Below are 19907 nucleotides of genomic sequence, written 5' to 3'. Positions count from 1 at the left end.
CGCTAGGCCGGTTCGCTCAGGTAGCGGGCGCTGAACCGGCGCAGGATCTCCATCGGGACCGTGATCGACTCCTTGTGCCCGAGCTCGATCAGGTAGTCCGCTTCGTCGGGGTCGAAATAGCCCGCGTGCCGGTAGGTTTCGATGCGCAGGGCCAAGCCGTTGCCGTCCAGTTCGGGATGGAACTGGGTCGCGTAGACGTGCTCTCCGACGCGGACCATCTGCACCGGGCAGCCCGCGGAGCTCGCGAGCAGCACCGCGTCCGGCGGCACTTCCTGGCAGGCTTCCTTGTGGCCGACGAACGCCCGGAACGACTCGGGGAGGCCTTGCAGCAAGGGATCCGCGGCGGCGGCGTCGTTCAGTTCGATGGTTTGCGCGCCGGGCGGTTCGCTGTAGCGCTCGGTGCCGACCTTGCCGCCGAGCACCTCCGCCAGCATCCCCAATCCGTAGCAGGCGCCCAGGTAGGGCAGGTCTCGCCGGACGATCTCGGTGACGAGCCCGCGCAGCTTCGGCTCGAATTCGCGCTGGTAGTCGTATTTTTGGTGCTCTGGATTGCTGATATTGCTCGGGCCGCCGCCGACGATGACCGCCGCGTAGTCGTTGAGGTCGACATCGGGGAAGTCCTGATCCATTCGAATCCGGACCACCTGCTCCCGCTCCAGTTCGGCCGCCCGCAGCATGGCGAAGTATTCGTCGTCGGACGCGGAGTGCTCGGGACGCAGCTGCAACAGCAAGCAGGGTTTCGGCATGGCTCCGATTGTGGAAGATCGCGGGCGTCAGTTGGGGAGGTCGGCGATATGTCTGTTATTTCGCTCAGCCGATCACCGGCAGCGTGCGATCGTCGGCGAGCCGTTTCAGCGCCCGCTGCATGATGCCGGTGACATAGTCGTAGCCGCGGTCCAGATCCAGTTCGTCACCGAGCGCGGTGCGCAGATCGATGGGGTGGAGGAACTCGACAGTCACCTTGGTGGGCAACGGAATATGTCCCGCGAGATCCCCGAAATTGAGCCCCCACGGCAGCGCGATCGAGATCGGGAACACCTTGAGCCGCAACATCCGATCCAGCCGCAGCAGCCGCGCCAGCCGATCACCTCGGGTGAGAATCAACTGATTCTCGTGCGCCCCATAATTGATCACCGGCACGATCGGCACATTCGCGTCCCACGCCAGCCGCAGGAACCCGGTGCGCTGCGCGAAATCGATCTGATCCTGCTCCCACGCCGGCCGATGCACCTCCCAATCCCCGCCCGGATACACCAGCACCGCCGCCCCGCTGTCCAACGCGGCCCGCGCACTCTCCGGATTGGCGGCCACCGTCCCGAACTTCCGCAAATAGCCGCCCAGCACCGGAAACGCCATCACCAGATCATGCGCCAACTGATAGAACGGCCGCTCCGGCCCGAAATGCCGCGTAAACGCCAACGTCGTCACCACCACCTCCGGCGACACATTCCCGCCGGAGTGATTGCCCACCAACAGGATCGGCCCCTCCGCCGGCACCCGCTCGATCCCCTTGATCTCCGCCCGGAAATACACCCGCACCAGCCGCCAGCTGAACTCCAAACTCCGCGCCACGAACTCCGGATCCCGCTCCGCCATATCCGCGCTCGGCACCCGCGCCTTCACCTGCTCCGACACCCACCCCGCGGCCCGGTCGAACGGCAGCAATTTCCGGATCCCAGACGGCACGGGAACCTCCTCATAACGCGATACACGATCACAGAAGGAATGCCTCCCATACGCCCCGCCAAACCTCACCCCACTCGCGCGGCCAATCCACTGTCGCCGCCGGAGCAAGCATCGAGCGATGACCAACCGCGAAAGCGTCACGCCCTTCGTGCTTTCCAGTACGACGGCTCAGGCCAGTACCGCCTGATCCACACCGACGGCGAAATGGAACAAACCACGGACGTGTTCGAAGCTCACGACGCTGAACCCAACGCACACGGCTGGAACAGCTTCGCCGAGTCCGTGGTCAACACCCACCTGCCAGGACTCGCCGACAGGTTCCGCTTCGACTCCGAGGCAGGCACTTTCATCGTCAACAGCACCGATCTCGACGCCCTCCGCTGCCCCGCCACCCACCTCCGTCAGGCATTCCACAACCACGAAATCCTGGACCGGCTGCTCGCCGCCGCCGATCCCGAACTCCTCCGCTAGCGGGACGAATCCGGCCATGCACCCGGGCACTATCGAACAACTCTGGCGCTAGTACCCGATTAGCCCGCATGAGTGGCTGTGACGCCGAGTCCGATTGCCAGGTGGGTTTGCCGATCCCGGGCGGGCCCAGCACGATCACGTTTTCTGCTAGGGAAACGAAGGTGGCGGTGCCAAGTGCGCCAACACATCCCGACCGATTGAACGCAGGTGATCGAGGTTGATGTCCTTCAATGTGTCACTTGCGGGAAGTTCACGGTGCGGATCCACATGATGGTGCCTTTGGCCTCGCGGTCAGCGATCTGGCGCTGGGACCAGTCTTCGTCACGCACTTACTCGGCGAGTGCTTCTCAGTAGCGAGCGATCGTCGCATTACCCGGGCTACAGAAGCCAGCATCGAGGGCAACCCACCGAGAGGCTTGGTCGAGCCGATGCTCGCGGTACCCGATCTCTGCTGCGTTGTGGTCACTGGAATCTCGTTTCTGTTGTCGGAACAGTGAGTTCGACGCCGACAAGGCGTCGTAATCGGGCAACGCGCGCAGCGTGACCGAATGTCGGTCGGGAGGCCGGCGCGCCTGGCCACCACGGCGACAATCGGCGGCGAACCCGGCCCCGCAACTGCGCGGCGAGAACGGACGTGGTCATGGTCGGTGAATGGTGGAGGCAGTTCGGCGGGGGAGCTTGGCTGGGATTGATGGGGTGGAGTGATCCACTGAGCACGACCCCGGAATGTTGAACTGTGTTCGGGGACAAGCATTGTCTGAATGCGGGGTGCGGCTGGGGGTAGGGGTCAGCCAGCGGACGCACGGGTCCGGCGTGGCTCAGGGCGTGGCAGTGGTTGCAGGCCAGGGTTTCGCTGTCGATGTCGGTGGTACCGCTATCGTCCACCGGTGGACGCGCCGATTTCCCGTGGTGCCGAACGGGTGTGGCACCACGGGTTCAGGCAGCAGGTGTGTCTGGCGCTAGACCGTGGAGCCAGCGTCGACGTTGTGCTCGGTCTCGTTCGCGGTGGTGGTGGATGCGCGCGAGGGTTTCGGCGAGGAGTTCGCTGGCGTGATGGCGGTGGTTGACCTGTGGTGTTTGGGTGGGGTCGATGTGGGGCGGTGCGATCCACCCGGTCCGACCCGGGTAGTCCGAATCCTTGCTGAGGGCAACGGTTTTCCAGCCGCCGGGCCCGTCGTGGACCAAGGCGTGGCAGCGGTCGCAGGCCAAGGTTTCGTTGCCGATGTCAGTCGCGCCGTTTTTGTTCCAGTCGGTGACGTGATGGACCGCGCAAAGGCTGGCGGGTGCGTCGCAGCCCGGGCGGGTACAGCCCCGTAGGGCCGCGATCAACGCCAGCCGTTGCCCGGCCGAGGCGAGGCGTTTGGTGCGTCCCAAATGTAGTGGTACCCCGGCATGGTCGAACACCATCAGCCACGGCAGAGCCCGTTGGGCGAGCGTCAACGCTTCGGTGATGGGGACGGTGCCCCCGGTCGCGGTGGTGGCGACCCCGGCGGCGTTCTCGATGTCTTCGACACTGATCGACAGGATTGTCGAGACGGGCAGTCCGCGATGGGTTCCGAGGTTGGCGGGGTCGGTGCCCGGCGACAACAGGGCGACCAACGCGTCGTGGGTACGTTGGGCGGCGCTGCGGGTATCGCGCTTCGCCGCAGCATCCAACACCTCCCGATCGATGTGTTCGGTGCTGCCAGAAGGGCTTTGCGGGTCGTCGGGATTGTTCATCCCCGGGCGGCCGAGTTTCGCGACCACTGGGTCGAGGAGGGCGCGCAGGGTAGGGGTGATGTCGCCGCTGATCGCCGACATCCCGTCAGCGCGTTGTTTACCGATCCGCAGGGCGCGTTGACGTTGACGGTCGGTGTCGTTGGTGAGGCTGCCATCGGGGTCGAGGCGTGCCAGGATGTCTCGGCCGATGTTGGTGAGGTCTTCAGGCATCACGGCACGGGCGGCGGTGGCCAGGATGTGTTCGGCGGCTTCGAAATCGGCGTTCGCGGTCGAGCCTGGGACACGCTTGAGCACTTTCGCGATCTCACGTGCGTGATCGGTGGAGATCTCACCTTCGGCTTGGGCGGCCGCGGTCGCCGGGTGGCGGGGTTCCATCTCCTCGCCTGGGATGTCATGCCACACACCCAAACTGGTGGCGGCGGCGATGCGGGCGGCGGCGTCGGCGTGGGAGATCCGAAGAGTTTGGATGAGTAGTTTTTTCGTGGTGCCGGCGCCGGTGCGGGCGGGGAGTCCGCCTTCGGTGGCGCGCACGATCAGTTTGTGGGCGAAGGAATCCAGCACCCGCCGGGCGCGTTCGAGCTCGCGTATCGCTTCGAGCACAGCCTCATCCGAGAGCAGCGTCACCGTGGTGGCGGTGAGGTCGGTGGCGGCGGTCAGTAGCGGGTCGGTGACCCGCTGTGCTGATACCGCTGGGCTGGTCGAACGCATGTGTGAATTCTATCGCCGTTCACAGCGGATAGCTATCGAAAATCGGGTCTGAATTCGATCTCTTCACACTGGACGAACGTATGAAAGCGCCTGTTACACAGCAGGTTACGGGAGACGGTCTTTCCGGTTTGTCTTCACAGCGCCCCGGCTGCCGTTCATCCACACCGATTCTCTTTTCTGTCTTTCTGGAGTGTTTTGGACTGGACCACAGCCGGGTGACCGAGGACCGAACCGAGCGTCCGCACGAAAGGTGAGGGGTAAGTCCGGTAGGGCTGCCAACGTGCCCCGCATGGTTTGGGCAAGATCTCTGGACCACAGCACCACTACTGGACCACGCTGTCCGGGAAGGTTTTTCGATCCCCCACCGCCGCCACCCTGCGGAAGCGCCGAAACCAGCCCTCTGCCGGGTACCGAACCGTCACCAGCACGCCTATTTCACCACCCGTCTGGGAAGCTTGTTCGATCCCCAGCCGCCGCACCCTGCGGACGCACCGAAACCAGCCCTCCACGAGGTATTGAACGGTCACCACGTCGTGTGGGTGTGCTGGAAACGCCCATCTGACGGATCCCGCGCGGCGTACCGCAAGCGACCTCCCAAATACGAATCGGCTACCGCCGTACGCCCACACCAGCGACAACACACCGCCGGTTCGGAATCCGCAACAACCGCCGGGCCACCCTGCGGACGTATCGAAACCAGCCCGCCGTCGGGTACCGATCGGGCACCACCTGACGGGCGCGTGGCGAAGCGCCGATCTGACGGTTGCCGCGTCGGCGTGCCGCAAGCGACCTCCCAGGTGCAAATCGTCCACCGCCGTGTGCCCACACCAGCGACGCACCGCCGGTTCGGAATCGGCAACATCCGCCGCCCCCCTGCGGACGTACCGAAGGCGGCCCGCCGTCGGGTGACGGTCACCACCTCCCGCGGGCGTGTTGGAAGCCGCCATTTGACGGGCGCCGCGCGGCGTACCGAAAGTAATCTCCCAGGTGCGATTCGGCCACCGCCGTGCGCCTGCACCAGCAACGACGCACCGCCGGTTCGGGATCGGCAACAACCGCCGCGATCCTGCGGACGTATCGAATTTGCTCGCCACCAGGTATCGAACGGCCACCATCTGCCTTGGACGTATTGGAACCGGCCCGCCACCGGGTACCGAACGGCCACCATCTGCCTTGGACGTATTGGAACCGGCCCGCCACCGGGTACCGAACGGTCACCACCTCCCGTGCTGGAAGCCGCCATCTGACGGGCGCCGAGCGGTCGTGCCGCGAGCGGCCTCCCAGATGTGATCCGGCCACCGCCGTGCGCCCGCACCAGCAACGACGCACCGCCGGTTCGGGATCGGCAACAACCGCCGCGATCCTGTGGGTGTACCGAAACCGGCCCGCCACCGGGTACCGAACGGCCACCACCTCCCGTGCTGGAAGCCGCCATCTGACGGGCGCCGAGCGGGCGCGCCGCGAGCGACCTCCCAGACGCGATCCGTCCACCGCCGTGCGCCCGCACCAGCAACGACGCACCGCCGGTTCGGAATCCGCAACATCCGCCCGCCACCCTGCGGACGTACCGAAACCAGCCCGCCACCCGGTATCGAACGGCCACCACCTCGCAGGGGCGTGCTGGAAGCCCCATTTGGCGGGCACCGCGCGGACGTGTCGAAAGCGACCTCCCAGGTGCGAATCGGGCAACGCCGTGCGCCCCGCACCAGCTATGACCACCGCCGGTTTGGCCCGGCCGGACGTCGCGTGGATACGCCAGAAGCAGATGAAGGCTCCCCATCGCATGGGGAGCCTTCCTGATCGATTCCGGTTGCGAAACCTGTTGCGCTACTCCGCAACCGCCGCTGTGGTTTGCTCTGCGACGCGGCCGAAGTCCAGTTTCACCAGCTGGTCGGCGCAGTCGAAGTAGCGGTCGTCGTGGGTGATGACGATGACTGTTTTGCCGCGCTGTTTGAGGGAGGTGAGGATTTCGCGGTAGAAGACGTCGCGGAATTTGGGGTCCTGGTCGGCGGCCCATTCGTCGAAGATGTAGATGGCGCGGTCTTCGAGGAGGGCGGTGAGGAGGGCTAGGCGTTTGCGCTGGCCTTGGGACAGGTCGATGGTGGAGAGGCGGCCGTTTTCGACGGTTACCTTGTGGGAGATCTGGAGTTCTTCGAGGTAGCGGCGGACTTCGGCGTCGAGGTCGGGGCGGTCGAAACCGAGGTATTCCTCGAACAGGTGGAAGTCGGTGAAGATGGCGGAGGAGTTCTGGCGGAACCACTCGATGTTCTCGTGATCGATCTGTTCGCCGTTGAGGGCCAGCCGGCCGGTGCGTGGAACGTAGAGGCCGGTGATGAGTTTGGCGAGGGTGGATTTGCCGCTGCCGTTGCCGCCGACGATGAAGGTGATCTGGCCGGGTTCGAAGACCAAGTCGAGTGGGCCGAGGTGGAAGCCTTCGTCGGTGTCGGGGCTGGGTAGGGGAGCCATCGGCATTGGCATGCCGTCGGCGCCACCGTGGTGGATTCGTTTGTGGCCGTTGACATCCGGGCCACCTGGGCCGCCAGGCGGCGGGAAGTGCGGCGGATGCTGCCCACGGCCCTTGGGTAGCCCACCCGGACGACCCTGCCTCGGAGCACCCGGAGCACCCAGGCCAGGAGCACCAGGCCCCGGAGCCCCCGGCGGCGGGAACGGCGGCGGCAACTCGGTCCGGTAGCTATAACTGATACCAGCCAACTCCAACCGCGCCGACTCGACCGCGGGCCGCTCGGTATACGGCAGCTGCTCCTCGTTGTGCAGCGTCTCCATGGACAGATTCATAGTGCGGATCTTGGCCAGCGCCACATCACCGCGCAGCAGGTCCGGCAGCCGGTGCATGAAGTTCTGCATCGGCATCGACAGGAAGGTCGTCACCAGCACATAGGCGACCATCACATCGTGCGGCAGGTTCAGCGCGGAGGCGATGACGAACAGGATCAGCGCCATCGTGCCGAGCTGCAGAATCTGCCCGATGCCTTGCGCCGCAGCGAATTTCGAGCCCGCGTCGACGTTCTGGTCGCGCAGCTCACCGGAGGTGCCGAGCAGATGCCGGTCCATGAAGTCGCGCCGCCGCCCGCGGTGCAACTTGAGTTCCTTGATGCCCAGCGTCACCGCTTGGAAGGACCGCAGCAGCGCGTCCTCGTTCTCGCGCGCCGCCTGGTAGACCCTGCGCACCCGCTTGAGGAACGTCTCCACACACGCGATTCCGAGCAGCGTGCCGCCGACGGTGATCGCGAAGATCGGCCCGGACACCACCGCCAGGAACACGAAGCAGCCGATGATGGTGGCCACGTCGATGCAGATGCTCGGGATCGCCGTGACCGCCTGCGACAGCGACCGCACGTCCTCGGTCAATGTCGCCATCAGCCGGTGCATTCCGAGCCGTTCCAGATGTTCCAGCGGCGCCGAAACGATGCTGGAGCTCAGGTCGGCCCGCAACCGGTAGATGGCGTCCTGGGCCAGCCGGAGCAGCAGGATCTGCGAGAGCACGCCGCTGACCAGGATGACCAGCCCGGTGAGGGCGAAGTTCTGCACGGTGACCGACGCGTGCGGTTCCGGCGACACCACCCCTCGGATCAGGGTAAGCAGGTAGGTGTTGGCCGCACCGCAGACGAGGCCCGCGAGCACCACGGCCGCGATCCGCACCCGGGAAATCGAGAGCAGGAATCTGATCAGTTGCATTGCTACTGCGCTTCTTTCGAAATGTGAGCGGCGACTATCGACGAATAATGTCGAAGATCATTCCCTCGAGGGTGACCCCCGGCGCGAAGGAGAACGCCACGCCCGTGGAGATCGGCTTGTCGCTCTGCGTTCTCTGCGGGAGCGCAGCCTGCGGAGTGACCAGACGATTCAGCATGTTCTCCAACACGAAGATCAGCGAGACACTGAGCATGTTGCCGTGCTCGGCCAGAATGTCCCAGCTGGGCGCGGCCGTTTCCGGCGGTATCCCGAGCGAGCGCGCGGACTGCTCGATGATCTTCGGCCCACCCGGGTGGATGGCCCACAGATCCACATCGGACTTCTGCAATCCGTTGCGCTGCAACGCTTCGGTGACCACCGGATCGACCCCCTGCAGAATGTACTCCGGCAGGCTCTCCGCCAGCTCGCAGGTGATCCCATTGTCGTTGACGCGCAACACGATTCCGTCTTCGGCGTCGTCGAACAGCCGGCTGAAGCTGTCCCGGATGACCACGCTGCCCGGCGCCAGCGGCTGATGAACCTGGCTCGCGCCGATCACGACGGCGCCGCACCCGTCGCCGAACAGGCTGTGGATGATGACGTCGTTGACGTTGTCACCGAACGCGGCGTTCACCGAGCTCAGCTCCAGCGCGATGACCAAAGACTTCTTATCCGGATGCGCCCGAACGTAGTCCGTGGCCGAACGGATGCCGTTCATCGCGGCCGCACAGCCCATGAAGTTGATCAGCACGCGGCTCACCGACGGCGACAGCCCGAGCTTCTTGACCACCGCGACATCGACTCCGGGCGCGATGAACCCGGTGCTGGTCACGAACACCAACTGCCCGATCTCCGCGGCCGGATCCGCCACACCCGCGAGTGCCCGCCCGGCCACGTCGACCGCCAGCGGCACCGCGTACTCCAGGAACAGGTCCATGCGCTGCCGGATGGTGGCGGGTTCCCGGCTGAACGCCAGGAAATCCGGGTCCAGCGGGTCGACCGCCAGGTGGCGGGTGTCGATCATGGTCTTCTGGTAGATCCGCGGAATGCGGGCCTGCTGCGCCGGATCGGCGAACAGCGCGGCGACCTTGTCGGCCGCCTCGGCCTGCGAGTAGATTTCACTCGGCGACCCGGTCGCGATTCCTTCGATCACCGCCACCGAGGTCGGGGGAGCCGGCGGCAGCACTCCGTATCCGTGCTCGGCCCCCACCAAGTGCCGACCTGTGTTCTCCGCGAACACTGTAGGCCGAGCGCCACCCTCATCGATTGTCACAGACACGAATTTCTTCCTTTCGAGAGAATATATGGGGACCGGGCCGCCACCCTCCAGACGGCACCGTCTCCGATAAACAGCGGAACCGGTTTATACCGTTCCGATTCCGGTGAAGCCCTGCGCCGTGTAGGTGACGCACGTCTTCAACGCCGAGGGCGACAAATGCTCACGCATGAAGCCCCACTTGTTCTCCTCCGCCTCGCGCGAGGGCGAAAGCAGGTAAGTCTGGATCTGTTTCGGGAACCGGTCGGTGAAGAAACTCTTCGCCGGCAGCCATTCCACCCCGAACTTCTCCGCCTCTTCGCGCACCACATCCTCGGTCGCGATATTGGCGAAACCGCTGCGCTGGTAGGGCAACACGTGATGCACCCGGTGCGAGCTCAGGCCCGCGGACAGGAAGCAGTCGACGTAGCGGTTGCCGACCACCCGCAGGTCGTAGGCCTGCTCGAGCTGGTTCACGCCCCAGTCCTCGGTGTCGGAATGCAGTTCGTCGGTGTCGACCTCGAAGTCGTGGCTGGCCACCACCAGGAACGTGCTGACCCACATGGTGACGACGAATTGCAGTGCCCAGGCCCAGAAATCGCCGGCCAGCGTGAACGCCACCAATTCGGCGATCAGCAGGAACCGCACACCGAACGAGCCGACGAAATGCCCCATCGCGCCGCGTCGCGTGCCGTACATATCGCGCACGCCGACCTGGCGCACCAGGCGGCAGACATCGAGCAGCCGGATCAGCATGCCGGTCACCGTGTGCCCGAACTTGTGCATGGTGTGCACCGGAATCCGGTACAACCGCGGCACCTGCATCATCATCGTGAAGACGTTCTTCTTGATGTCGACTTCACTCTGCGTGTGCGGGTGGTGCAGCAGCGCGTGCCCGTCGGCGGTAACGAACGCCAGCGCAACATAATTCATGTCGAAGGCGTTCACGAAAATCTTCGAGAGCTGGGTCTTCTGCGCCCGGTGGATCGCGTAGTGCCCGAATCCGGCGAGCGAACTACGCAGCACCACCATTGCGATCACGAACACCGGCAACGGCATCCATTTCGGATCGGCCAGACGCAACCCCTGCACCGCGAAGTACAGCACAGCGAGCACGCCGACCACGATGTTGAACAGCGTGTCCATCCGCTGCAGGCGGGCCGCCAGTTCCGGTTCCTTCAACCGCGCCTTGACTTTGTGCAGCAGGTCGTTCTTGTCGTCGAACCGGTACTTCGGGGTGTCGCGCCAGCTGTCGAAACCTTCCTTGAACAGGAAGTCCGGGGCGTTCGCCTTCGGATGGATGTCTTCCGGGATCGCTTGGCGGTCAAGGGCGTAACGCTCGATCATGCGCCCGATCCGCTCCGGATCCTTGTGGTAGGAACCGATGATCGAGGTGATGTCGCGATTCTTGGTGCGGCCGATGAAGAATTCGCCGCCGGGATGCTTGGAGATCCACTGACTCAGGTCGTAGGCTTTGCCGTTGTACACCCAGACGTTCGACACCGGAGGGGGACCGGGCGGGGGGCCGGGCGGCCGACGGAATTCCTGCTCCTCGGTAGCGGGGCGGTCACTCGTCGTCATGTCTATCCTTTGGAACAGGGTCATAGCTTGCGCCGCGGGCGGAGCTGTTCTGAGCGTTACGACAGAATCTTCCGTGCGGCTGCTTGCATCTCACTGAACAATCTCTTAAACCGGTTTGGGCGTTGCATGTTCGGGGTACGAGCGTGCCCCGAAAACGGGAAAGCCGGTCCGGGAGCAGGGAACAGCCGAAGCCGCCCCCACGCTCCCGGACCGGTCCTCGATACCGGTCGATAAGAACTAGCTGCCGGGCTTGAGCACGTTGACCGGCTTGCCGTGATCGGTCAGGGTCAGCTTGATCTCGCCCTGATCCTTCTTCACGATGGCGCGGATCAGGTTCGGGCCGGTGCCCGGCGAAGCGGCCGTGGACGGCAACTGGGTGGCCGAAGTGGTCGGCGGCGCAACGTCCTTGATCCACACGGTGATCGGCAGCTCGCCGATGCCCTCGCCGGCCCGCGGCACGATCGGATCGATCGCCGAGCCGCTGATGGTGCCGGTGACCTTCACGGTGTCGACGCCGTCGATCTTCTCGCGGCCTTCGGCCTTCGCGTTCTTGATCTGGGCGATGACGTTGGCCAGGCCCTTGTCCTTGTCCAGCAGGACGCCCGGATCGTAGATCTTCTCCGCCGGACCGATCTTGGTGTAGGTGGAGCCGTCGGTCAGCGCGTACAGCGTCTTGTCGACGACCAGGAACTTGGCCTCGATGAAGTCGGCTTCCGGCTTGGTGCGGATCTTCGCCTCACCCTGGGCCGCCCCCTGGCCCTGCGGCTGATTGGTGACGCCCGCGTCGATCTTCTCCATCGGCAGGTTCGGAATGTTGGTGACATTCAGATCCATGTGCACCGACTGCAGCGTCTGGGTGGTCTTGGAGCACTCCGACACCAGCTGGCTGCCTTCGGGCAGCTGCGACGGTGGCGCGGCGGAGGTGGTGGGAGAGGAGGATTCGTTCGAGGTGCAACCGGTCACCAGCGCGGCGAACACCGACGCCGCCATAACGACTGGCGCGATGCCCCGCCGACCGACCCGGAGTCGTCGGGTGTTTCGCGTACGCGTGGTCAAGTCACTCATATAAGCCCCTGAGGAGGTTCGTTCTACCAGCAAGTGGAAGGCATTCTGCCGCCCCCCAACGCAGTAGTATGTACTACTTGTCCGACTTTGGGGTTCATCGGTTCAGTTCGGGACTTCTAGCTGGGGGCGAAGTTCCGGCGAATTCCGGTCCGCTGTCAGCGTTCCCGCAGCAACACCTCATGATCGCCCGCCGGGCCCAGGTGAATTAAAAGGGGTCAGCGGCTCTGGAAGTCGGTCACCGACAGAGGTTTCCGGCACCGCCGAGTCGGCCGTTCAGTCCAGGGCGGCAAGTATCAGTTCGCCCAAGGCTCGGTCGCCGCGGGCGTTGGGGTGCAGCGGTGTGGTCGGGGCGGCGGGGACCAGCGGCTCGACCCAGCGGACGCCGGGGGCCTGGCACATGTCGTGACCGGTGATACCGGAGGGGTCGACACCGATGCCGTCGACCTCGCGGGCCGCGTCCAGCAGTACCTGGGACAGACTGCGGAAGATCCGGCGCAGGTAGGGCACGTCACCGTTGGCGACCGGAACCGCCGGCCAGCAGCCGCCGGATTCGGGGAACTGCGGAAGATAGCCCACCGCAACGATGGTCGCGTGTGGCGCGCGGGCGCGAATATCGTGGAACACCTGGAGCACCCGCGGCCGGATGCGGTTCCGCACGAGCTCGGCGAGCTGGTCGGTGCCGCTGGCGGTTTGGAAACGCTCGCACGGATTGCCGTGCGGGTCGGTCGCGGCGAGCGCCCCGCAGGTGCCCAGGGCGGTCACCGGATCGAGGTCGTTGGCGCCGATGGTGATGGTGACCAGGTCGGTGTCGGCGTTCAGTCCGTCGAACTGCGGTGGGTTGAACGCTCCCACCACGAACTGCGACTCGGTCATGTGCTGGGTGCGGGCTTCGCTACAGCTGTTGTCCACGAACTGGATCGGACGCAGGGACGCCGCGACGACGTTCGCGTAATTGCTGGTCGAGCGGAAACATCCGGGAACCCCGGAGGTGGCGGTGGCGTCGGCGATCGCCGCGTAGGAGTCACCGAGGGCGACATATTGTCCGATCTGGGGCGCGGGGTTCGCGGACGCCGGGACCGAGGTTGCGAGCAGGCCGGCGAGCGCGGCCGCGACGGCAGAGATCTTGCGCATATTTCATCCGAGTGGTTCGGGTCGGCGCGCCCGAGCGGGCGCTTGGGTGACGGCCACGCTACCGCCACTGATCCAATCTGCTTGGTATTTCACAATTTCGGGCAGATTTGATCAATTGCGAGGACCCGCCCGCGAAAGGTCGGATGAATCCCTTATTCTCTTAGCACTGTGAACTACTCCGTGACGGTCGTGCACCTGGTCGCCAGGCTGCACGTAGACCTGGGCCGCCTCGCCGCCCACCTGTGTCGCTGACCCGCGCCCATCGCCCGGTCAGTTCCGTTCCGCTTGGAGTTTTCCCATGTCTTCACCCGATTCCCCCGCCGTCTCGACCCGTAGCCTGAATCCGGCGCGCTGGTCGTTCGGCGTGCAGATCCTGCTCGGCTTGGCCGTCGGCGTCGCCGCGGGCCTCATCGCCCGCACTACCGGTGCAGCCTGGCTCACCACCACGCTCACCCAAATCGGCAGCATCTTCGTCCAGCTGCTCAAGCTCGCGGTGCCGCCGCTGGTGTTCACCGCGGTGCTGGTCAGCGTCGCCGGACTGCGGCACGTCACCAATGCCGCCCGCCTGGCCGGGCGCACCCTGCTGTGGTTCCTGGGGACCTCGCTGATCGCGGTCGCCGTCGGCATCACACTCGGGCTGATCACCAACCCGGGCCGCGGCGTCGAACTATCGCTGACCGGGGTGAAGGTGCCCGAACACAAGAGCGGCTGGACCGACTTCGTCACCGGCATCATCCCGACCAACGTCGTCGGAGCCTTCACCAATGGCAATGTGCTGCAACTGGTCTTCCTCGGACTGGTCTTCGGCATCGCCGCCCTGAAACTCGGTGACGCCGCCAAACCTGTTCTGGACCTTGCCGACTCGGTGCTGCAACTGGTGCAGAAGGCGCTGTGGTGGGTCATCCGGCTCGCCCCGATCGGCACCGCCGGGCTCATCGGCAAGGCCGTCGCCAGCTACGGCTGGAACCTGCTGCAGCCCTTGGCCACCTTCACCGCCGCCATCTACATCGGCTGCTTCATCGTGCTCGCGGTCGTCTACCCGGTGCTGCTGCGCACGGTCGGCGGCGTGAGCCCGATTCGCTTCTACGCCAAGGCCTGGCCCGCACTGGAGCTGGCGTTCGTGTCGCGCTCCTCGATCGGCACCATGCCGCTGACGCAGCGGATCACCATCGAACGCCTCGGTGTTCCCCGGGAATACGGCTCGTTCGCGGTTCCGTTCGGAGCGACCACGAAGATGGACGGTTGCGCGGCCGTCTATCCGGCGGTGGCGGCCATTTTCGTCGCCCAGATCAGTGGCATCGACCTCGGGATTCGGGACTACCTGCTGATCGCGTTCGTGTCGGTCTTCGGATCGGCGGCGACCGCGGGTCTGACCGGCGCGATCGTGATGCTGACCTTGACGCTGTCCACCCTGGGCCTCCCGTTGGCGGCCGCGGGCCTGCTCCTGGCGATCGATCCGATTCTGGACATGATCCGCACCGCCACCAATGTGGCGGGGCAGATGGTGGTGCCGGTGCTGGTCGCCAAGCGTGAGGGGATCCTCGATCAAGAGGTGTTCGACCAGCCCTCGGCTCCGCTGACGGAAGCGGAACCAGAACCCGAGCCGAAGCCGGAGCCGGTTGCCGCCTGAGCGGTCTCCAGGGCCAGGATGACGCTCTCCGTCGGGAACCGGCGGAGAGCGTTGCGTTATCCACTGTTGATCCAATCGAATACGTGTCGAAACCATCCAAATGAGCATGATCAAACTTCGGTAATTCGCTGCCGCAAGCGATTTCGCGGAATATCATCAGACGGCGCACTGAAATACGCTGAGCTATACGCCTATTCGAGTTTTCCGCCGCAAGCCGTCCGGTGACCATTTCGAACCAAAGGGCGCGTGCCATGCTAATTGAGCTGCTCCAACAATTGCTCGTTCCTGTTGCTCTTGCGGTAGCGGCGGTAATTGTTTTCGTCGTTGGAGACCGCCTACGGCCGAAATCGTGGCGCCAGGCCGACGACGGCTCCGGCAGCATGGTGGTCGACCTGGTCAACACGCTGTTCCTCGCCGTCGCCGCGTTCGTCGTAGTGATTTGCTGGCAGCAGTACGACAACGCGCACAATCACACCGTCGCCGAATCCAAGGCGCTGGTCGACGTCTATTGGGCCGCCCATGCGATGTCCGAACCCGACCACGACCGAGTCCAGGAGCTGGTCCGGGATTACACCGAACAGGTCGTCACCGACGAATGGACCGTCATGGACGAGGAAGGCCGACTGAGCCAATCCACCCAGCGCACACTGGATTCGCTGCGCGACACCGTCATGGCGATTCAGTCGCCCGACGCCGAGGATGCGCGGACCGCCGCGCTGGCCGGTCTCGACGCGGTCGCGCAAGCCCGCCACGACCGTGCGCTGGACGCGAGTCTCGGGATGCCCGGATTTCTGTATACCGCGCTGTGGTTCAGCACGGCGCTGCTGTTGTTCAGCGCGCTGATCTCCGGTGTTCTGGTCACCCTGCGAAGCGTCGTGATGACTGCCCTGCTCGGGCTGGTGGTCGGTGCGGCGATCGTCGCGATCTACGGTCTCGATCGGCCGTTCTCCGGCGCGAACATCGTCTCGAAAGACGCCTTCGAGATAGCGCTTTCCCGCTACCGCCGCATCACCTAGCGCCGACCTGGCCGGGCAACGACGACGATGGGATGTCCGCACATGGCACACATCAGAGCGTGGACCCTGGTGTCGACGCTGCCGCTTGCCGCAGTCCTGCTCGCTGGTCGGCCGGTCAGCGCGGGGGCCGATCCGTGGCCGCCGATCAACGAGATTGTCAGCGGCAGTAGTTCTCCGGGGTCCGCAGCGGCTGGGAGCGCGTTCGACGGGATCGTGATGGAGTTGGGGCCGAGTGTCCCGCTGGCGGGGTGGCATCCTGGAACCGGAAGCGCCAGCAGCTATTCGGTGCCGGCAGTCGAGGTTGCTCCGGCAATGGAGGTTGCTCCCGCGGTTGAAATCGCTCCTGCGGTCGACGAAGTGGGCGAGGCCGAATCGGCTGTTGTGGCGGCGGAGCGGGAAGAGCTGCCGCAACCCGACTCCGGCAGTGTTCGGTCGGCGTGCGCCGCTGGTGTTGCGGTCGGTAGCGCGCTGATCTTTCTCGGTAGTGCCACCGGCAGCGGGCTCGGCAACGGGTTGGTAGGTGTTGGCTCCAGTGGTTCCGGGACGGGCAGCGCCGCGGTCGGCAGCGCTGCGGTCGGTAGCGCTGTCACCGGCAGTGCGCTTCTTTGCCTGCTGTGGCCGCTCGAGGGCGTGCCTCCCACGCCCGGTAACCCGCTCGAGCTCGGCCCGCCCGACCCTGCCGCTCCGGCTCCGTCCGGTCCGGCTCCGGTGATGCCGGTGGTTCCGGGTCCTGTCACGGCCGCCCCGCTGGAGCTGCTGGCCGATGTACCGGATTCTCCTGTCGCGCCTAGGGTTCCCGGCGCACCGCTGGCCTGGACACCGCCGCCCTCCGACCCGGTTGCGTGGAACCTCTTGCAACTGCTGACGATTCTGGTGATCGCGATCCTCAGCACCGTCCGCGGTATCGCGGCCGTCAAGCGCAAGCACAGCGGATAGTTTCTGCGCTACCACCGAATCGCGATGCGCCGGAGCGAGGTGCGGCTCCTGGCCACCTTTGATCCGGCCATCGAGGGCCAGGATCACAGTCCGTGCAGATGCGCCCAGACAGGTTAACTGGGACGTCGGTGGAGCTCGGTCGCGAATTCCACCCGCCGCGCGGCGGTGGCGATCTCGGGCGAGGCTGCTGACGTGGTTCGGCATCTGTCTGCGGGCAGCGCCCCAATCAACCGTCCCATGACAGGCGCGGCGGCGACCGGCGAGTGCCACCGGATATCCGTGTGCTGCAACAGAGACAGGGGTGGAGTGATCACTCCCCGTGCAACTTTGCAGTGTCTGTATTCGGCTATCTTGCCGCGTTCCCGAGCTGATGCCGTGCGGTCCCATACGCTCCGTCGCTGCTCTCCGGGCAGGGGCGCTCGTCCTGTCTACACTCACGCGATGTCTGAAACGCGATGGTCCGGTGGTCTTGTCTTCACACCTGGGCTCATGGCGTTCACCGGCGAAATCGGGGAGACGGCGGCGCATTCGCATGCTGCGGTCCAAATTCTGCTGGTCACCGCGGGGGAGGTCAGCCTGACCGATGCTGCCGGACGCACCATGGCCGCGACCATCGCGATCATCCCGCCCGCCGCCCGCCACGAAGTTCGGGCCGAGCCGGGAACCGCCGGGCTGCTGGCTTATCTCGATCCCGACAGCATTGCCGGGCGAGCAGCGATCGCGCGATTGCGCGGTTTGCCTGCCGAGGATGTAGCGAGCTGGATCTCCGCGGCCACGCCTCGGCCCGGCGTGCTGCTGCCAGGGGAGTCGATGGGATCGCATCCACCGGGATCACATGCCGCGGTGGCCGACGCGCTACGGCTGGCAGCCGGTAACCCGGCGGGGCCGCCGACGCTGGTCGAGATGGCGGCTCAGGTGGCGCTCTCGCCGAGCCGTCTGTCGCACGTGTTCGCCGAGCAGATGGGTCTGCCGTACGCGGCGTGGCGGCGCTGGACGCGATTGCGGCGGGCCATGGATGCCGTCCGGGACGGCGATTCGCTGACCGAAGCCGCTCATGCCGCCGGTTTCGCCGACAGCGCTCATCTCACCCGGACTTGCCGCGACATGTTCGGCATCACCCCGACCGAAGCACTGCACGCCACCGGCTGGCGGGCCTGAAAACACCCTTCAGGTCAGCAGATTTCTTCAAGCGTCCGCCCATGCCGTCCGGCGAGGCTTGATCCATGGTCAAGCTGTTGCACCCCGTCATCCGATACGGCTACGCGCCGTTGATGCTGCTCGGCATCAACGGCGTCGGCATCGCCCTCGCTGCTTCCGGCGCGAACAAACTCTGGCTGCTGGCGTTGCTCGTCACGGCGATCGCGTTGTCGTTCCTTGCCGAACGAATGCTGCCCTACGAACAGGACTGGAATGCCTCCCACGGCGACGTGCAGCGCGACACCGCGCACACCTTCGTCAACGAGACCCTGATCCTCGCCAGTGTCGGCGTCATCCCGGTGCTCGCCGCGGTAATCCCGGGCGACGGAATCTGGCCGGTCACAATACCTTTCGTGGTCCAGGTGCTGATCGCGATCCTGCTCGCCGACATCGGTATCACCCTCACGCACTACGCCAGCCACAAGATCGGTGTGCTGTGGCGCTTCCATGCCGTGCATCACAGCGTGAAACGGTTCTACGGACTCAACGGCCTCATGAAACACCCACTGCACCAAACGATCGAGATGGCCGCCGGCGTGGCCCCGCTGATCCTGCTCGGACTTCCGGTCCCTGTCGCCGCCGCCCTGTCCCTGGCCGTTGCAGTTCAACTCCTGATGCAGCACTCCAACACCGACTACCGTGTCGGCCCGCTGAAACATGTACTGGCCCTCAACGAAGGTCACCGCTTCCACCACCTCAAATGGCCCGGCATCGGCGACGTCAACTTCGGCCTGTTCACCCTGCTCTGGGACCACCTGCTCCGCACCCACAGCTACGACCCGTCCCGCCGCTTCACCAGCGACGACCTCGGCATGGCCGCCAAACCCAACTACCCCGTCGGATATCTCGACCAACTCGCCGAGCCCTTCACCCGGCGCGGGGCCTGAGCGGTCACCATTCCGGTGAGCGCTGAATAGACCGAGCCAATCCACAGTTCGCGGCGCAGCGGATCAAGGTCAAGCGCGGCGCCGGCAATAGACGAAAAGGTGCGGCTCGGGAATCGCCTGTGGGTGATCAGGAGTGAACGTGCTCTGCCGCGACTGGAGAACCTCGAAGCCCGCGTCGTCCAGCAACGCCAAAAGCCCCGCCTCACCGTAACTGCTCACCCGCGCGGGCCGACCCATGAACATGACATCAACCTGTTCGATATCCGCGGGCACAGTGGCCAGAACCAGATAACCACCCGCCCGCAACCAACCCGCCATCCGATGAAGCGAGGCGTCGATCTCCGCCCGCGTCATCTGCAGCAACGGAAAGAACGCACAAACCGCATCCACACCGCCCGCCTCGACTTCGTAATCCCGCACATCGGCCTGATAGAACACCGCCCCGGGAACTTGCCGCCGCGCAACCTCAACCATCACCGACGAAACATCGATCCCCTCCACACGAAAGCCGTTGCCGGACAACACCTGTGCGCTAGGCACCCCGGTCCCACTGCCGACATCGATCACCCGCGCTCCACCCGGCAACTGCTCCGACAACCAACCAAGCGCCGCACCCTGCTCGGGCAATTCCCGGAACGCCCGCTCGTACTCGACACCGATCGCATCGAACAGCTCAGCAGCGGACAACGGTTCATCGGTCGCCATAAAGGGAGACTCCCACCTCCCACACCATCAATCAACCACGACATTCCCAGCGAGCGGCACCTGGTTGAGGCGAACGCCGAGTAGGTCCGTCATGGTATGCCGCTCGGCGACTGTCATCGTTGGTTGGCGGCGGGGCCGTGCGTGGCCGCCATGGGGCGGCGTTATCGTCGGCTGCTGTGGGGTCGGTGAGTGGCACGTGGTTGAGGTGAAGGTCGTGTGGTCTCGCG

Annotated in this window: 15 protein-coding genes; 6 read left to right on the top strand and 9 right to left on the bottom strand. The window is 65.3% G+C overall.

From position 1 onward, the window contains the following. Window positions 1-2 precede the first annotated feature (2 nt). Together IBX22_RS00875 and IBX22_RS00870 are read right to left on the bottom strand one after the other, a co-directional pair. Window positions 3-746 (bottom strand): glutamine amidotransferase, encoded by a 744-nt coding sequence (locus IBX22_RS00875; RefSeq protein ID WP_194813476.1) that lies wholly within the window; start codon window positions 744-746, stop codon window positions 3-5. Between the two features lie 64 nt (window positions 747-810). After that, window positions 811-1686, bottom strand: a complete 876-nt coding sequence (locus IBX22_RS00870) for a lysophospholipid acyltransferase family protein (protein WP_309234366.1) — start codon at window positions 1684-1686, stop codon at window positions 811-813. 39 nt (window positions 1687-1725) lie between these two features. Here IBX22_RS00870 and IBX22_RS00865 point away from each other — a divergent pair, with 39 nt between their 5' ends. Continuing rightward, on the top strand, window positions 1726-2157 hold the full coding sequence (locus IBX22_RS00865) for an Imm51 family immunity protein (protein WP_194813475.1): 432 nt from the start codon (window positions 1726-1728) through the stop codon (window positions 2155-2157). A 936-nt stretch (window positions 2158-3093) separates the two neighbouring features. Here IBX22_RS00865 and IBX22_RS00860 read toward each other — a convergent pair. From IBX22_RS00860 to IBX22_RS00835, 6 genes are all read right to left on the bottom strand, one after another. Then, window positions 3094-4584 (bottom strand): HNH endonuclease signature motif containing protein, encoded by a 1491-nt coding sequence (locus IBX22_RS00860; protein ID WP_194813474.1) that lies wholly within the window; start codon window positions 4582-4584, stop codon window positions 3094-3096. A 1827-nt stretch (window positions 4585-6411) separates the two neighbouring features. Continuing rightward, a complete protein-coding gene (locus tag IBX22_RS00855) occupies window positions 6412-8280 on the bottom strand; it encodes an ATP-binding cassette domain-containing protein (RefSeq protein WP_194813473.1) in 1869 nt (622 codons plus the stop codon). Between the two features lie 34 nt (window positions 8281-8314). Next, on the bottom strand, window positions 8315-9517 hold the full coding sequence (locus IBX22_RS00850) for a 3-oxoacyl-[acyl-carrier-protein] synthase III C-terminal domain-containing protein (protein ID WP_309234567.1): 1203 nt from the start codon (window positions 9515-9517) through the stop codon (window positions 8315-8317). Window positions 9518-9640: 123 nt separating this feature from the next. Then, complete coding sequence (locus IBX22_RS00845) at window positions 9641-11113, bottom strand: fatty acid desaturase (protein WP_194813471.1); 1473 nt, start codon at window positions 11111-11113, stop codon at window positions 9641-9643. Between the two features lie 237 nt (window positions 11114-11350). Next, window positions 11351-12178, bottom strand: coding sequence for an LppX_LprAFG lipoprotein (locus IBX22_RS00840; RefSeq protein ID WP_194813470.1), 828 nt, complete (start codon window positions 12176-12178; stop codon window positions 11351-11353). Between the two features lie 273 nt (window positions 12179-12451). Continuing rightward, entirely contained in the window at window positions 12452-13309 is an 858-nt protein-coding gene (locus IBX22_RS00835; protein ID WP_194813469.1) for an SGNH/GDSL hydrolase family protein, read from the bottom strand. Window positions 13310-13607: 298 nt separating this feature from the next. On the opposite strand from IBX22_RS00835, the gene IBX22_RS00830 reads away from it, so the two are divergent. The 5 genes from IBX22_RS00830 to IBX22_RS00810 all read left to right on the top strand — a co-directional run bounded on the left by IBX22_RS00830 (window position 13608) and on the right by IBX22_RS00810 (window position 18975). Then, window positions 13608-14939, top strand: coding sequence for a dicarboxylate/amino acid:cation symporter (locus IBX22_RS00830; RefSeq protein WP_194813468.1), 1332 nt, complete (start codon window positions 13608-13610; stop codon window positions 14937-14939). Between the two features lie 380 nt (window positions 14940-15319). Then, a complete protein-coding gene (locus IBX22_RS00825; RefSeq protein WP_228538117.1) occupies window positions 15320-15955 on the top strand; it encodes a DUF4239 domain-containing protein in 636 nt (211 codons plus the stop codon). A 42-nt stretch (window positions 15956-15997) separates the two neighbouring features. After that, window positions 15998-16891, top strand: coding sequence for a hypothetical protein (locus IBX22_RS00820; protein ID WP_194813467.1), 894 nt, complete (start codon window positions 15998-16000; stop codon window positions 16889-16891). Between the two features lie 441 nt (window positions 16892-17332). Continuing rightward, window positions 17333-18049: an AraC family transcriptional regulator gene (locus tag IBX22_RS00815; protein ID WP_194813466.1), complete on the top strand. Its 717-nt coding sequence runs from the start codon at window positions 17333-17335 to the stop codon at window positions 18047-18049. Between the two features lie 65 nt (window positions 18050-18114). Further along, window positions 18115-18975, top strand: a complete 861-nt coding sequence (locus tag IBX22_RS00810; RefSeq protein ID WP_194813465.1) for a sterol desaturase family protein — start codon at window positions 18115-18117, stop codon at window positions 18973-18975. Between the two features lie 69 nt (window positions 18976-19044). Here the strand turns inward: IBX22_RS00810 and IBX22_RS00805 are convergent, their stop codons facing one another. After that, window positions 19045-19680, bottom strand: coding sequence for a bifunctional 2-polyprenyl-6-hydroxyphenol methylase/3-demethylubiquinol 3-O-methyltransferase UbiG (locus tag IBX22_RS00805; RefSeq protein ID WP_194813464.1), 636 nt, complete (start codon window positions 19678-19680; stop codon window positions 19045-19047). Window positions 19681-19907: the final 227 nt, after the last annotated feature.

It is taken from the genome of Nocardia sp. XZ_19_385 (genome assembly GCF_015355755.1).
Classification (GTDB): Bacteria; Actinomycetota; Actinomycetes; order Mycobacteriales; family Mycobacteriaceae; genus Nocardia.
Note: the sequence above shows the minus strand (reverse complement) of the source record. Positions and strands in the feature narration are given on the sequence as shown.